Below are 15,765 nucleotides of genomic sequence, written 5' to 3' on the forward strand. Positions count from 1 at the left end.
ATATTAGGAGTTGAATATGGCAAAAAAGCCCACAAGAATAATTCATAAATATTTGCGCCATGAAAAGAAGTTCCCACATGTCTGGTGTCCGGGCTGCGGAAATGGCATCGTAATGGGCGCTTTAGTACGAACTATCGACAGATTGGGTCTAAGTAAAGACCAGATTGTTCTGGCATCAGGGATTGGTTGTTCCGGTAGAATGCCTGTTTACGTTGACTTCAATACACTGCATACCACTCATGGCCGCGTTTTAACCTTTGCCACAGGCATCAAACTTTCGAAGCCTTCTTTAACGGTCATTACGGTAATGGGAGATGGCGATGCCACTGCGATTGGAGGCAATCATTTTATACATGCCGCAAGGCGCAATATTGAACTAACAGCAATAATTATCAACAACCAGATATATGGCATGACTGGTGGGCAGCATTCACCCACCACGCCCTATGGCAGCTTCGCCACAACAGCCTTATATGGAAATATTGAACATCCATTTTCAATTTCAGAATTAGCAGTAACAGCCGGGGGAGCATATGTTGCTAGAGGCACTGTTTATCATGTCCAACTTCTGGAAAAACTTATTGAAAAGGCAATTACTCACAATGGATTCAGCGTCGTTGAAGTTCTTTCAAATTGTCATACTCAATTCGGTCGCAAAAATGATATGGTTGATCCTATAACAATGATGAAATTTTTTAGAGATCATGCTGTAGCGATAGAAAAGACACATGAAATGACGCAAGAATCTATGGAGGATAAGTTTACCATAGGCGTTTTAGCAGATTTACAGAAACCTGTTTATACAGAAGAATACAATAAAATAATACAAATGACAAAGAATATAAGACCTGAAGAGGAAACCGAATGAAAGACGATCGATATGAGATAAGGTTTAGCGGTTCAGGGGGACAGGGAATCATCACTATGGCAATCATCCTGGCTGAAGCTGTAGGAGTATATGACCAAAAATATGTATGCCAGACTCAGAGCTATGGGCCTGAAGCGAGAGGCGGAACCAGCAAAGCAGAAGTGGTTATTAGCAATAAACCAATTGACTATCCCAAAGCAATAAAAACTGACCTGCTATTAGCCATGAATCAGGCATCATGCAATGCCTATTGCAGTGGTCTTAAACCTCAAGGATTGCTTATTGTTGATTCTGGATTTGTTGAACAGATACCCTTCAATCGGGCTGTGGCCATCCCCTTTACGCAGATTGCCATTAAAGAATTAAAGAATCAAATGGTTGCGAATATGATTGCCCTTGGAGCAATTGCATCTCTATCAGAAATTGTGTCTATAAAGAACCTGGAAAAAGCCCTGAAAGCAAGAACCCCCCAAAAAACTGAGGGAATAAACCTCAAGGCTCTTCATGCTGGCCTTCAATCTGTGAAGCAGTATGATATTACTAGTCTACCTGAATCCGAAACCTCTGAGGATGAGGATGTTTAATATCCGCTAATAGTTTAATTCTTCATCTTCTTTTCTCATTCAAAAACTGATATAATAACAGATATCTTAAAAAATCACCCAATATTTACCACAATAGCATCTATATAAGATGCCTGATTTTCTTATCTAACAGTATTTTTCTCTTGACTTTCAAGGTCGATTCTGTTGTCGCTATTCTGTCAATTATAATCAAACAAGTTTTACAATTTTACTTCATTATGTAGCTATAATATCATTGGATCTTTAATTACCACTATCCTCTGTGATGTTATACTATGAGGAATTAAGGTATTGATAGATAATAAACAGATGCAAATTAATAAAGGAGTATGATCTAATGTCCAAGAAACTGACTGTAATACCTGAGCAATGCTCAGGTTGTAAAATATGCGAACTCGTTTGCTCGATCAAGCATTTCGGAGTAAACAATCCAAAAAAGTCAGCAATACGAGTTATGGTAACATATCCCCACCCTGTGATGAGGATGCCGATTGTATGCAGCCAATGCAAGGCGCCCGTTTGCGAGCAGGTATGTCCAGTCGACGCCCTGCGCCGTGTAAATGGTGTGGTTCAACTGGATGAGTCTGTCTGCATATCATGCTACAAATGTGTAGAGGCATGCCCCTTTGGGGCGATATATGCTCATGATGACTGCGAATATCCTATTAAGTGCGATATGTGCAACGGAGAGCCTGAATGTGTAAAAAAATGCCCCAAAGGAGCGCTTATGCTTATTCCTGAAGTTGTGTTAGGCGAATCGAAACGCCTTCATAATTTATTGAGCTACACCCAAATGAAGGAAATCGAGTTTTACGAGAGTGGGGAGAAGAAGATTATCCATTATGCAGAGATAGGTAAGGAAGAGCTATGACAATAAAGAGTGGATATTTCAAGAAGCATATGCATGTCAACCTGACAACAGGGAGGATAGAGCGTCAAAACCTTTCAGATAAATTTATTGAAAGATATATCGGTGGCAGGGGATTTGGCGCAAAAATGGTGTGGGAAAATCTTAAGAAGCACAATTATTATATAGATCCCCTTGGTCCAGAAAATCTCATAGTTATTGCCCCTGGTCCCCTCACAGGAGTATATTTACCGGCATCTGGGAAATGCTCATTCATTGCCATCTCACCGGCTACTAATATGTATGGGGATTCATCTGCTGGCGGCGGATTTGGAGTTGAACTTAGACAGTCAGGAATCGATGTCCTCTCCATTGACGGCAAGTCTGACAAATTATCCATCCTCTTTATTGACAACGATGAAACGACTATCATTCCCATGCCTGAACTAAAGGGAAAGAGTTGCCTGGAGACTGAGGGTATCATTTTGGAGCGACTCGGCACTCATGCGGTCCATGTGGCTACAATAGGAATAGCTGGAGAGAATATGATAAGATTCGCATGTATCAACACCGATTGGAGTCGAAATGCCGGAAGGACAGGCATCGGGGCAATCATGGGTTCCAAAAATCTTAAAGCCATCGTGGTGCGAGGATATGAAGACATTCCCGTTTTTGATATCAAGGGGCTAATGGATGAGGCTGATAGGGCTTATAAATATATGGTTGAACATAAATACTTTAAACTTTGGCAGCAGCAAGGATTGATGAACGTAATCGAATACGCAAACGAAAAGGGGATCCTGCCAACCTACAACTTCAAGGACAGTGTTTTTGCCAAACATGAGCAGATTAATGGCACAAAGATGCTGGATCAGTATAAGATAGGCGACAGCGCATGCTTTGCCTGTTCTATGTGTTGCGGCAACATCTGTCTTGTAAAGAACGGAAAGTATACCGGCACTGTAACTGAGGGGCCTGAATACGAGACCTGTGCTATGCTGGGCTCAAACCTCGGTATTGACAATTTTGCAGCAATACTATCTGCAAGCAGACTATGCGACGAATTGGGTGTAGATACAATCTCAACTGGCAACATTGTTGGAGCTGTGATCGAGGGTTATGAACAGGGTATACTAACTCTAGCTGACCTTGATGATAGGAAGATATCCTGGGGTGACGAGGATGCAATAATAGACCTGATTCAGAAGATCGCCATGCGTCAGGGAATTGGAGACATCCTTGCAGATGGCTCTCGTAAAATAATTGAGAGATGGCCTGAGATGGATAAAATAATTCTTCAGGTAAAGGGTCTTGAACAGTCAGCCTATGACAGCCGTGCTGGCATATCCATGGGTTTGGCCTACGCTACATCCGACATAGGCGCTCATCATACCCGCGCCTGGACAATAGCCAAGGAGATGGAGGAGGGACAAAATTGGTCTGATGAGGTTAAGGTTGACACAGTTATATATCACCAAACCCTGCGTCCGCTATTCGATATGCTTGGTGTATGCCGCCTTCCATGGATAGAGTTGGGTCTGAATGAACTGCACTATGAAAATTTTTACAGATATGTAACTGGAAGGGATGTAGGTCTTGAACACCTTTTGAAGCTCTCTAATGATATCTATGATCTAACCCGCTTGATAAATGCCCGAATGGGTATCAGCAGAAAGGATGACACGCTACCATACAAGGTTCACTCTCGCCCAGCGCTTACAGGACCAAATGCGGGCAAGGTAATCGATAGAGAAGAATTTGAGAAGCTCCTTTCATTATACTACAAAAAACGAAATTGGAACAACAATGGCGTACCAGATTCAGAAATGGAGAATAAATTTGAGGACTAAATTTGCTATACCATTAGTATAAATCGGTGGACATGAAATATTATATTTATAGTATAATCTCCACAATCTCACCCCTCATGCTGACGCCAGCCAATAAATTGTTTTCATCCACAAGATAAGACACAAGCGTCAACCATGAACCAGGGACAATGCTATCCATTGAGAAACTTTTAGTAATAGTGTTGGTTTTAACATCTCTCCCCTCATCCTCAACATCTGAAAAAAGGATTTCAATTGACGAGTCCATACCCAGATTGTATTCATCACTATTATCCCCTACAAGCGAGCCCAATATATATGGAGCCATTTCCTTATAGAGTTCAGTATAAATGAATCTCTCACTATCTGTCATATTAACGAAATCGATATCCTGTAACTCATCAGTTATTCTTTTTAGTTCATTTATATTTGAGTCAATGAAAATAAAAAATCCACCAAATCTCTGATTTGTAGTGTTTTCTGATCTAAATACTAGAATATAATCATTATCTGATTTGGATATTTCTATACCTACAGGTGGATTGGCCGGCTGATAATATTCAAATTCAATATCATTACAGGCTAAGATAAAGATACCTATGAGTATTAAGAATGATTTATTCATTGTTAATCCCTTCTTGTTGGCCAAACTCTACGCTTACCTGGTTGCTGACGCCTTCAGGGAAAATTTCCCCAAATCTGTGATGAGAACATAGCAGTATATAATATGTTGTCCCCTCCTCAAATGGGAATGGGATGTCTCCCATATCCTCAACATCCCTGTAATAATGATAAAGGATGGCCTCTCTGGTTAGATCTGGATCATACTCCTCCGGACTCAAAGGAAAGGAAGGCTCTGCAGATGTATAGCCATCAACTTGAACATATTTATAACTTCGTATATTGTTTCTATTCATGTTGGATGTGGATATGTAGATATTATAACCGTCAAAGTAGTACTCATTATTGTATCCCCTGAATTCGACGACTATTTTCTTGTTATCCATCTGAGACTGAAAGGCATTAGTAATAACTGGTGGGGCTAAATAATCATATCCCTTCTCTGGCGCGTCCATTGCACAGGAGTGAAAAAGATGAGACAGGAGAAATAATATGAATATCATATTTTTAAGGGTTTCAATAAACATCCTGATTGAAGAAAAGAGTATTTTTTCATAATAGCAAAAAAATCTAGCGAATTAACCTATCACTCCATCAAAGGCCTGAATAGAAGATATATAGGATTAATAATATATAAGGGTTGCTTAAAATTTAAATTGCTTCTTAAATTTCTTGTCAAGCTTCTTTTCTATTTCCTCTTTTGCCTTATCCTTGCCCTTGTCCACAGCCTTTTCCGCAACCTTCTTCCCAATCTCTTTGACCTTCTCCTTCGCAATATCCTTTACATCTCCAGCTGAATCCTTTATTAACCCTTTTATTGATGGCAGCCTGGGATGGACCAGTTTTGCATCTGGCTTGCTTAATGTGCCCTTTATACTATACTTCAGGTATACCTTCCCATCCTCATTTGCGATCCGTTTCATCGCGATACTGGTAATCTGATCTGGTTTAACATATTTCTTCATCTTGCCCTTAATGCTCTTGGATACATTTTTCGTAATTCCAGAGCGGATGGAGTCCTGATGTTTATCAGCAAGCAGCATGTCAGCATCAATAGCAATAGCTTTTGAATTTACATTTGTAGAGCCGACAAAGGTTAACAGATAATCATCAGTATTTATTTTGCTCTCACTAAATTTTACTATTCCACCTTTGTACCAGACCTTAACAAAGGCATTGCTCCATTTTATATCCTTCTTGAGAAAATCTAATTTCCCACAATATTTAGACAGGGCTTCCACTGACTTCATCTTTTCGAAAATTTGGAGTCCTGTAATGGTTCCATAAGGGAGCCCCATCAGTAGATCAATCTCCGGATCAGCCTTTCGGCTTTTTATATCAAATGGTATGATGTTGCCATTGATATCAAACCCTATATCAAAAGATTTTACGCTTCCTGACTTCATCTTGCCAATGGTTTTAACACCCATTTCTACTTTTAGTTTTACAGAATTTCCATTATCGAGATCCTTTGGATCAATATCTATTGAATGGATTAGCGCAGTGAGGTTATAAACCTGAAATGTCTGCCCAAGGGTTCTGTCAAGGTACTTTAGCTCTCCCTTTTCAATTCCAATCTTACCGATTGTTATCTCAATGGGAAGATCATCTGCGGTAAAGGGTTTGTCAGAGGCTTTTTTGCCCTTTTCGTCTGTTTTGGTTTTAGCCTTGCCCTCAGTCCTCTTCTCCTCCTTCTCAGGTTCCCCCGACTTTGGCTTGGTCAAATCGTCAAAGTTGAAGCTGCCATCCCTATTCTTAATTATGTTAATGATTGGCTCATCTAAGACAAACTCATTTAATACAAAATTGCCGGATAGAAGCGGTAAAAATCGAATCTTAAAACTGAAGGCCTTTAATCCGACAAAAAGATCCCTCTTCTTAACGGGCTTATCCTTCAATGCCTCTAGTTGTTTTCGGGTTTTGTAATTAGATATCTTTACATCCTTAACCTCAATACCTGATAGTGCAGAGAATATACCAACATCAATGTCGCCAATAGTAACATGTCTATTGAGGGAGCTTTCCATCTGTGAAGCGATCATCTCCTTATCCACAACAAACATTACTACTACACCAGCAATGACAATCAGAAGAAGCACTATTCCGATAGAAATACCAAACCATAGGATAAGCTTTTTCATTATTTTCCTCCTTGGAAAAACTATTATAATTTCATATAATAGGTTATTTATTATACAACGATATAATAGTCAAGCCAATGAACAAATATAATTTAGTTATTTTAATCAGAATATGTAAAGTAAAAACGGAAATCAAGAATATTTATAAAAAATATTTACCAGACTATTCCTGCTGTAATTCCAACAGCAAAACCAGATGTCAGATACCATGTTATGGGGATGTCGATCTTAATCGGCAATATATTTATTCCAACACCTGTGGTTACTCTAGGCCTCACAAAAGATGGTTTCGCATCTCTTGTGCTCCCGTCTATAATAACACTGCCTGGAATGTTGCTCATTTCAACATCTGCGTTCTCCGGCACATTAGCGTGCACATCGCCAGCCGCTTCAAGGATAATATCAGATGTTCCCATGTCTATATCAACCCCTGCTCCGAGGTTGAGATTAAGGACCCATAGCAAGCGTACTGAGGTTGTGGCATCAAAGGGAATGCTTATCGTCTTTGCATGCACTCCCATAACAAAGGAAGGGGTAAGCTCAACACTGACACCTGTTATATCATTCAAGCCATAAGCCGAGAGATCGTAATCCGGGATTTCTTCAATTATTGGCTCCATATTAACCGTTAGATCCACCTCAGTTTTGTTATACAATAGGCCAGTTCCAAGGGATATCCCACGCCATCTAATAAGACCCATGAAATAATCCTTAGATTTTTTCCATGTATAATTCAAACCCAGACCTAAGAGGGTTGACTTCGTTTGAAAATCATCGATCTCATTGATGCTCTCAGGGAGTTTTCCGAATTTGAAACTCAAGTATAATCCTGGATAGATAAAATTCGCGTTAATACCCACGTTTATCATGGCCAAGCCAACGCCAACCCCAGCGTATAGATCACCATCCTCCTTAACCTTGTCCTCTAAATCATCATAATAATCAGGATCAATGCTGGGTGTCTGTACTCCCACCATTATGCCCGTTGTGACAGCAAAGTGTGAATAATCCTGATATCCCTGATGGGTCGCAGCGCGTGAGGCGTAAGCATTGGCATTAGCAAATCCTTTTGCAAGGTCATCCTGATTTTGAAATATAGATAAACTTTCATTAGCTTCAATAACAGCTAGGTTGAATGCATTTATAAGTTCCGTCTCAATTTCTGAATTTATTGGATTGAGTATTGCAGAATCAGTGATAGAACCAATTCTTGTAACCGTAACGGTTGGAGGAGTTCCAGTTAAGGTAGCAGCCTCTGCCAATACCTGTGAGAAATACCCAAAAGTCAATACTGCGAATAAAATTCTAAACATTTTTTTCATTTCTTTCCCCTTTTGAAATGTAGTTTATTTGTACAATATAACAATGCCAAATAAAAGAGAATCCTTCCTTCTACCCCTTCATCTAAATTGTATATTAATATTCGAAATATATCCGTTCAATGGATCTACATTGCTATAGTATGATTATATAATAATTGATTGGTTTTATAATTGAGAAAATAATAGTGATAAAAGCAAGCCCCCCTTATCCTCATCACAGACATTATACCACAACTATATATTATGTAAAGCAAGGAATTATAGTATAGATGAATAAGAAATTCCATTCCAGTTCATCAAACTAATGTCTAATAATTAAGCATAAAGGGATTTACATTAAATCGTCTTTCGCATTTATAATTGAAATCGTATACCAACCTGCGCAGTAAAGCTATCTGTAACGCTTGTAAGGAGGGTAGCCCCTTCTATCTGCAACTTGGCCAACAATAAATCAATCTCAAACCCAACAGTCCACTTGGGAATTATGAGTCTGGGGGTCATATGATTTCTGGAACGAAGAGTCACATTTCCAATATCACCACTTATCGGATCTATTAGTACAATGAAATCACCTGTTGCATCAATATTAAAATCAAAGGAACCGAAATTAAAGGAAACAGAAGGGCCGGTATAGAGGCTAAAGACATGAAAAAGATCAATATATGCAAAAATTTCCGGTGTAATGGTGAGAATATTCCAGTCTATAGTTCCTTCCCCGCAAATATTGGATGAAATGTTGGCTGAAATAGGCATTGTTTGATAATTTAGGTCAACACTCTGAGTGTCGGATAAGCTGAATGTGGTACCAACTTCTCCTTTCATATAATCAATACTCAGATTTAGGGTAATACCACCAAAGGTGTATACCATAGGGATGTAAAGTCTATCCCTTATCAATCGGTATCTCCCTTTAACACCTAAGGAGGTCACATCAGATTCATCCAATTTTATTTCATAGGATGTTGTAACCCCTTCCCCTTGAAAAGTCTGATCTATAGATGATACCCATTCAAGGGAGAAGAAAAAAAGTTTAAAGGTTATATCTAATCTATCTGTGATACCAGTTCCCCAATGGAAACCACAATTCACACCTCCAAAGGGAACAGAGGGCTTCTCATCCGTATAATCATCCTTTCTGCTATATTCCAGAAGACCACCTCCAGCCGCAATGCCAAACTCAAAGTGAGGGAAAAGACATATTGTTGATTTCCCCATAGGATAACCCAGTGTATTCACCATAGCAAAAGCAGTGGGTATAACCTCGTCATTCTCAGAGAAAAAAAGAGTTGGAAATTGTTCAAAACTACTCTCTGTCATCTCTTTATTGACAAACTCAATATCATCTATAAGATCAATAGTGAGATCAGTGGACGCACTGAGACTTGCTGTCAGAATGGTCAATACAAACAAATTATATAATAAATATTTACTAAATCTCATCTATTAATCCATATAGAGCAATCAAAAGGGGTTGATCTGTCCAAATCTGCATAATATACAACATAAATTGATCAAAGTCAACTAAAGACTAGGGATTTCTTATCGCTGTCAATCATAATATTTTCTTCTCCCATAATATCGCCACTCAATAACTTAACTGAAAGCTGATTTAGAAGATGCTTTTGAATTGCCCTTTTTAGGGGTCTGGCTCCAAACTGAGGATCATATCCAATATCTACAAGGTAATCAATAGCCCTCTCTGTGAGTTTAAGTGTAATACCCCTTTGCTCTTTAAGACTCTTTGCAAGGAGATTTAGCTGTAATTTTACTATATTTCTGATATTATCTTTAGTAAGAGGATTAAATATAATTATCTCATCAACCCTGTTCAAAAACTCTGGCTTAAAGCGGAGTTTAAGCTCCTGCTCCACACCCCTCTCTCGCTCCTCCATTGGTATAGATGCATCTGCAATATATGATGTTCCGATATTGGAGGTCATAATAATAAGGGTGTTTTTAAAATCAACAGTACGACCCTTTGAATCAGTTAGTCTTCCCTCATCAAGAATCTGTAAAAAAATGTTGAAGACATCTGTATGAGCCTTCTCAATCTCATCAAATAGTATTATTGAATATGGCCTTCTTCGGACAGACTCCGTAAGCTGCCCCCCTTCATCATATCCTACATATCCTGGGGGAGCACCAATTAACCTCGCCACAGAGTGCTTTTCCATATATTCAGACATATCAATCCTGGTTATAGCCTTCTCATCATTGAATAAAAACTCTGCTACAGCCTTCGCTGTTTCGGTCTTCCCAACACCAGTAGGGCCTAGGAAGATAAATGATCCTATGGGTCTATTTATATCCTGAATGCCGGATCGAGATCTCCTCACTGCATCGGATATTGCAATTATCGCCTCGTCCTGTCCAACCACCCTACGACCTAGCACAGCCTCCATATGCAGAATCTTCTCCTTATCCCCCTCAAGCATCTTATTAACTGGAATCCCAGTCCATCTCGACACTACAGCAGCGATCTCCTGCTCAGTCACCTCCTCTTTTAAGAGCTTCCTATCGCTCTGAATATTAGCAAGCTTATCATTCATCCCTTTCATTCTCTTTTCAAGCTCAATAATCTTGCCATATCTTATCTCAGCGACAAGATTGAGATTACCCTCTCTCTCAGCTTTCTGTTCCTCAATCTTCAATCTCTCGATATTCTCCTTGATCGTTCTAATCTCTGATATCACCTCCTTCTCATTCCTCCACTGGCCAACTAACTCATTCTTTTTCTCATTTAGATTTGCTAGATCCTCTTCAATCTTTTGGAGTCTTTCCTTTGAAATATCATCCTTTTCCTTCTTTATCGCCTCCCTCTCTATTGTGAGCTGTCTTATTTTCCTCTCTATCTCATCAAGCTCTATGGGTAATGAGTCAATCTCCATCCTTATGAGAGAAGCGGATTCGTCAATAAGGTCCACTGCCTTATCTGGCAGAAACCTATCGGTAATATATCTGTTAGAGAGCTTAGCAGCCGCAATAACAGCGGAGTCAGATATCCTGACACCATGATGCACCTCATATTTCTCCTTCAATCCCCTTAAGATGGCAATGGTATCCTCAACACTTGGCTCCTTGGTGTAGACTGGCTGGAATCTTCTCTCAAGCGCCTTATCCTTTTCGATATACTTTTGATACTCACCAAGGGTTGTCGCGCCAATACATCTAAGCTCTCCCCTTGCCAAAGCAGGTTTCAACATGTTCGAGGCATCCATAGAACCCTCAGCAGCCCCAGCCCCTATTAGGGTATGAAGCTCGTCAATAAAGAGGATTACATCGCCCTCTGATTCCTCAATCTCCAGAATAACGGCTTTCAGTCTCTCCTCAAATTCTCCCCTGTATTTTGCTCCAGCAACAAGCGCTCCCATATCCAATGCCGCGATTCTCTTGTTTTTCAACCCCTCCGGAACATCACCAACTACGATCCTCTGTGCAAGCCCCTCAACTATCGCAGTCTTGCCAACCCCAGGCTCCCCAATCAATACAGGATTGTTCTTGGTTCTTCGGGTCAAGACCTGCATTACCCTTCTGATCTCTTCATCCCTCCCAATTACCGGATCCAGCTTGTTCATCCTTACTAATCTGGTCAGGTCTCTGGCATACCTCTCTAGGGCGTTGTACTTCTCTTCAGCGCTCTCGTCTGTCGCCCTCTTGCTGCCACGAATATCCATGAGAACCTTCAAAATATTCTCTTTGGTAAAACCATGTGCATTTAAAATAGTTTTGGATTTAGTATTCCCCTTCGAGGAGAGGGAGAGTATCAGGTGTTCTGTGCTGAGATATTCATCCTTAAGATTAACAGCCTCATCCCATGCATTATTGAGAACATCAGACAAAGACATTGACATTGAACCGCCGCCAGGACCCGCTCCAATCTGTTTGGGGAGCGAGGCAATGGCTCTATCAACCTCATCCTTTATTTCATATGAGGAAACTCCAATTTTTTGAGCAATAGAATTAAATATTCCTCCATCCTGAACGATCAGAGCCTTTAAAAGATGCTCAGGTTGAATCTCCTGATGATTATTCTCTGTGGCAATATTTTGTGCGTTATATATAATATCCTGTGCTTTTAGCGTCAGTTTATCCATTCTCATAAATTAGCCCCTCCATAAACCTAATTAAGTTAGAATTACCATTGGCGACTGTTAGCACTCATCAATACAGAGTGCTAACAGTCGCCCGGTATTATTATAACAAATTAATATCAAATCGTCAACAAGTCTATCCTAAAAACTTAAAATAAAAGAATTCTTTCCCTATTATCAAATTGAAAAAATATAATGATCTAACTGATTTATGAAACCAACAGACTAAATCAACAATCCCATCATTCTGTTTACTAATCCCTTTATTCGTCTAATCCTTACCCTTGATCTCGTATATCATTAACAGGTTTATTCCTAATTATTTGTTCAGCCTTTACTTTGATAAACCATATAGGAGGATAACATAACCCATTACTCATATAGTAATCCGAACGCTGAACTATCTCTTTTAGATTGATCCTTATTAAATCAGGTATATACTCTCCAGAGAGATTAGTAACAAAATGATAGGGATTAAACGTAATCCCATATGGTTCTCCTGGCTTCTCCTGCAGGGACACACCAAGTATAAAGTAATGTTTCAAGAATACCAATCTTTCAAAAAAATCCATATCCCCCTTATTTACAACATCAACCCAAAAGGATATTTTTTCATCTACAAGAAGAACTCGTCCAAGTGTTTTCTTTACTGGAGTTTTGTATTCCGTCTCCAGGAAGTGATAACCAACTTTACTCAATAATACTGAAACATTATTCTCCAATTGATATGTCTTGATAATATTCATCCCAGTTAGAATCGAATAAAATCCTGACATATTGTAGGCATTAATTTGATATTTGGCTTCATCATATAATATCTCACTCAAATAACTCTTCGGCATCCCAACATCCCCCGCTTTTACAGCATCAGCACTCTCAAACAGGCCATCCTCCCACATATTCCTATGGATTCGTCCATGAAACAATCTTCCAGATTCCATAAATATATCTATAATCCTGGCTGATGTGTCGAAAAGCCTCTGATGGTAGGATGCTGCAAAGTGAAGCCCCTTCCCTATAATCGATAATCGCTCTAGTATTTCCATTGATTTATGACTCATCCACCCAAGTCCAATTGTAAATATTTGAATACCCCTTCCCCTTGCCCTCAATGCAAATCTCTCTAAAAACCTCCCACTTTGAAGGATTGAATTCATGACGACAATAATTATCTTATCTGAATTATCCCGCCAAAAGCTATTATTCAGCGTATTGGCAAGAGCCTTTTCAAGAATTTGAGTCGAACAAATGCCGCCTGGCTTCAAGTTTGATAATCCCTTTTTAATCTTAAAAAGGGAAGTGTGATACATCAAATTTTCATCATAAGAATGATCTGTGGACATAGGGACAATATTCACCCTTGAGTTAATATTCCATATATCAAAAATACTTCGTGATAAATCTAATACTCCATTATTTACTGATCTCCACTCACTCCTAATGGAATGAGAAATATCGATCAAAAGAGCAACATCTAGGCATAGGTCAGGCGTCTCCCCCATGGTCTTGTCAGTATAATTATAAAAGATACTTGCGACCTCCTTCTCTGCTAATTGAAGGAGACTGTTGGATTTTTCACGGCTGCGTGATACGATTCTTTGATCCCTAATCGAATACAAAATACTCTCAGATAGATATAAATCCTTTACCCAAGACAGACCCCCAAGCAAAAAATAATCAGAATGTATAGCCCTGCTTAAGATTTGCAGGTCTTCTTCTGTTATAGACCGCTGGGGATTTAATGATAATTTATGTAAAAACGTCTGCAATTGGGTCGGGGGATATATCTCTAATCCCTTTTTAATTGATATAGCCGCGCCAAGAAGCTTTGCATACTCTTTTCCCATTCCCATTGGATTACTCCTAGATGGGTTAATCATTTTGAAGGGGATGACGGCAACCTCAGAATAGGCTCTTGTGATAAATACAAATAATAAGTCTATTATAATTATAAAAAAAACTCTTTTCATATCATTCAACCTATCTTTTCACAAAAAACCGATGAAAAATAATCCCAGCAATAAAACCTGAGATATGTGAAATCCATTTCTACAATATCCTCTTTCATCTTCCTAAATCTTCTTAAATAGATTCTAGGTTTATTAAACAATGCCTTCAATTAATTCATTTATGGCAAAGCCGCTATTATGCAATTGATAATCCATTATATAGATGTCTAGTCTTTGAAAAAAATTTCTCGCCCTTACCTGAAGCGATATAACAAGCGCCGCCTATTTTAGCTCCCTCAGGGATTGTACAATCTTTACCAATTAAGGTTATACTACCAAAAACTGATCTGGGAAAATCATTATTCTTTATTTGATTATCCCTTGTGCCAATTATACAACCATCACCAATATTAAGATGATCCTTTTCAGTATTAAAGTCAGTCCGCTCGTCTATTAGAGACTTGATTATCCTAACGCCAGCACCGATGCGTGTAAAAGGCAACACAATTGAATCCTTTACAATGGACATTTCCCCAATCTCGACTCCAGGAAATATAATTGAGTTTATGACTGTCCCAAAAATCTGACAGTTATCGGATATAAATGAGTTTAATATATTAGCCTTTATCCCAACCTTAGCCGCTCTATCATTATTTATAAAACCCCTCATCAAGGATTCACTACATAAAAGCTTTAATAATGTCGGATCTCTAAGAATATCCATATTGATATAATAATATTCTGGTATATTTTTTACTGGCCAGTAATAAGCATCTATTATATCACTCTTAATACCCTTATTCGTTAGAATGTTAATTATCATTTCAAAAATATTTGGAGATCTGCTATCTTCTTCAATTGCAGAGTTAATAATCTTCATTAGACCCTTCTGATTAATTACAAGAACCGTATGTGCCATAGTCGCCTTTCCTGAAATCTTCAGCTTAAAAAGAACAGCAGATGATCTCATCTTCTTATATACCTTGAATAACTGAGTAAAGTCAATTACAGAAGGATTATCTCCATTATATATGATATAATAGGCTGTATTGCTATCAAGAATGAGATTGTAGCAGAACCTCATATCGGAATACTCCCGTGAGACCACCTTTATTAAAGGGAATTTCATATTCTTAAAGGGCCCATAGTGCTCAACATATGATTCGAGTTCATCCTCACAGTTGTTATATATTATTGTTTTTCGAGCGCCGGAGGAAATGGAATTCCTAATTGTGAAATCAACCACCCGATATCTTCCCCCAAAGGGAAGCATATATCTCGATCTGGACTCTGTGAGTGATAGAAGATTATTGGTATTTGAACTTGAGTATGATATTACTGTAAAATCATTCATTGAGCAATTGTTCCACAATTCATAAATACTTAACAAAACATAGAAATATCATCCAAAACAATACGAAAGATGACTAAATTTATTAATTTATATGGGAAAATCAATTAAAAAGTTACTATCAGAATGAATTAATCTGATATACTATATAAATAACAGCTG

General features: G+C 38.7%; 12 protein-coding genes. 4 read left to right on the forward strand and 8 right to left on the reverse strand.

Annotation, left to right across the window (positions count from 1 at the left end):
- Positions 1–16: 16 nt before the first annotated feature.
- The 4 genes from SVZ03_01300 to SVZ03_01315 all read left to right on the forward strand — a co-directional run bounded on the left by SVZ03_01300 (position 17) and on the right by SVZ03_01315 (position 4,149).
- Complete coding sequence (locus SVZ03_01300; protein MDY6932841.1) at positions 17–868, forward strand: 2-oxoacid:ferredoxin oxidoreductase subunit beta; 852 nt, start codon at positions 17–19, stop codon at positions 866–868.
- Positions 865–1,452, forward strand: a complete 588-nt coding sequence (locus SVZ03_01305) for a 2-oxoacid:acceptor oxidoreductase family protein (GenBank protein MDY6932842.1) — start codon at positions 865–867, stop codon at positions 1,450–1,452. Before SVZ03_01300 ends, SVZ03_01305 begins: the two co-directional genes overlap by 4 nt.
- A gap of 337 nt (positions 1,453–1,789) precedes the next feature.
- Complete coding sequence (locus tag SVZ03_01310; protein MDY6932843.1) at positions 1,790–2,323, forward strand: 4Fe-4S dicluster domain-containing protein; 534 nt, start codon at positions 1,790–1,792, stop codon at positions 2,321–2,323.
- Complete coding sequence (locus SVZ03_01315) at positions 2,320–4,149, forward strand: aldehyde ferredoxin oxidoreductase family protein (protein ID MDY6932844.1); 1,830 nt, start codon at positions 2,320–2,322, stop codon at positions 4,147–4,149. The genes SVZ03_01310 and SVZ03_01315 overlap by 4 nt, the downstream gene beginning before the upstream one ends.
- A 46-nt stretch (positions 4,150–4,195) precedes the next feature.
- Here the strand turns inward: SVZ03_01315 and SVZ03_01320 are convergent, their stop codons facing one another.
- From SVZ03_01320 to SVZ03_01355, 8 genes are all read right to left on the reverse strand, one after another.
- On the reverse strand, positions 4,196–4,753 hold the full coding sequence (locus SVZ03_01320) for a hypothetical protein (protein ID MDY6932845.1): 558 nt from the start codon (positions 4,751–4,753) through the stop codon (positions 4,196–4,198).
- A complete protein-coding gene (locus SVZ03_01325; GenBank protein MDY6932846.1) occupies positions 4,746–5,276 on the reverse strand; it encodes a hypothetical protein in 531 nt (176 codons plus the stop codon). Before SVZ03_01325 ends, SVZ03_01320 begins: the two co-directional genes overlap by 8 nt.
- A 117-nt stretch (positions 5,277–5,393) precedes the next feature.
- Entirely contained in the window at positions 5,394–6,890 is a 1,497-nt protein-coding gene (locus tag SVZ03_01330; GenBank protein ID MDY6932847.1) for an AsmA family protein, read from the reverse strand.
- 155 nt (positions 6,891–7,045) lie between these two features.
- Positions 7,046–8,212: a hypothetical protein gene (locus SVZ03_01335; protein ID MDY6932848.1), complete on the reverse strand. Its 1,167-nt coding sequence runs from the start codon at positions 8,210–8,212 to the stop codon at positions 7,046–7,048.
- Positions 8,213–8,566: 354 nt separating this feature from the next.
- On the reverse strand, positions 8,567–9,652 hold the full coding sequence (locus SVZ03_01340) for a hypothetical protein (protein ID MDY6932849.1): 1,086 nt from the start codon (positions 9,650–9,652) through the stop codon (positions 8,567–8,569).
- Positions 9,653–9,729: 77 nt separating this feature from the next.
- Positions 9,730–12,312 carry an ATP-dependent chaperone ClpB gene (gene clpB, locus SVZ03_01345; protein ID MDY6932850.1) on the reverse strand — a complete coding sequence of 861 codons (2,583 nt, stop codon included), beginning with the start codon at positions 12,310–12,312 and terminating at the stop codon, positions 9,730–9,732.
- 269 nt (positions 12,313–12,581) lie between these two features.
- Positions 12,582–14,156: a VWA domain-containing protein gene (locus SVZ03_01350; GenBank protein MDY6932851.1), complete on the reverse strand. Its 1,575-nt coding sequence runs from the start codon at positions 14,154–14,156 to the stop codon at positions 12,582–12,584.
- A gap of 292 nt (positions 14,157–14,448) precedes the next feature.
- On the reverse strand, positions 14,449–15,606 hold the full coding sequence (locus SVZ03_01355; protein ID MDY6932852.1) for a hypothetical protein: 1,158 nt from the start codon (positions 15,604–15,606) through the stop codon (positions 14,449–14,451).
- Between the last annotated feature and the right edge of the window lie 159 nt (positions 15,607–15,765).

Source organism: Spirochaetota bacterium, assembly GCA_034190085.1.
Lineage (GTDB): Bacteria > Spirochaetota > UBA4802 > UBA4802 > JAFGDQ01 > JAXHTS01.

What these genes read in the sequence shown, in the direction of transcription:
- SVZ03_01340 (MDY6932849.1), bottom strand. Translation starts at nt 9,652, where the DNA reads ATGAGATTTAGTAAATATTTATTATATAATTTGTTTGTATTGACCATT.
- SVZ03_01350 (MDY6932851.1), bottom strand. Translation starts at nt 14,156, where the DNA reads ATGGGAATGGGAAAAGAGTATGCAAAGCTTCTTGGCGCGGCTATATCA.
- SVZ03_01310 (MDY6932843.1), top strand. Translation starts at nt 1,790, where the DNA reads ATGTCCAAGAAACTGACTGTAATACCTGAGCAATGCTCAGGTTGTAAA.
- SVZ03_01305 (MDY6932842.1), top strand. Translation starts at nt 865, where the DNA reads ATGAAAGACGATCGATATGAGATAAGGTTTAGCGGTTCAGGGGGACAG.
- SVZ03_01330 (MDY6932847.1), bottom strand. Translation starts at nt 6,890, where the DNA reads ATGAAAAAGCTTATCCTATGGTTTGGTATTTCTATCGGAATAGTGCTT.
- SVZ03_01335 (MDY6932848.1), bottom strand. Translation starts at nt 8,212, where the DNA reads ATGAAAAAAATGTTTAGAATTTTATTCGCAGTATTGACTTTTGGGTAT.
- SVZ03_01300 (MDY6932841.1), top strand. Translation starts at nt 17, where the DNA reads ATGGCAAAAAAGCCCACAAGAATAATTCATAAATATTTGCGCCATGAA.
- SVZ03_01320 (MDY6932845.1), bottom strand. Translation starts at nt 4,753, where the DNA reads ATGAATAAATCATTCTTAATACTCATAGGTATCTTTATCTTAGCCTGT.
- clpB (MDY6932850.1), bottom strand. Translation starts at nt 12,312, where the DNA reads ATGAGAATGGATAAACTGACGCTAAAAGCACAGGATATTATATATAAC.
- SVZ03_01325 (MDY6932846.1), bottom strand. Translation starts at nt 5,276, where the DNA reads ATGTTTATTGAAACCCTTAAAAATATGATATTCATATTATTTCTCCTG.
- SVZ03_01315 (MDY6932844.1), top strand. Translation starts at nt 2,320, where the DNA reads ATGACAATAAAGAGTGGATATTTCAAGAAGCATATGCATGTCAACCTG.
- SVZ03_01355 (MDY6932852.1), bottom strand. Translation starts at nt 15,606, where the DNA reads ATGAATGATTTTACAGTAATATCATACTCAAGTTCAAATACCAATAAT.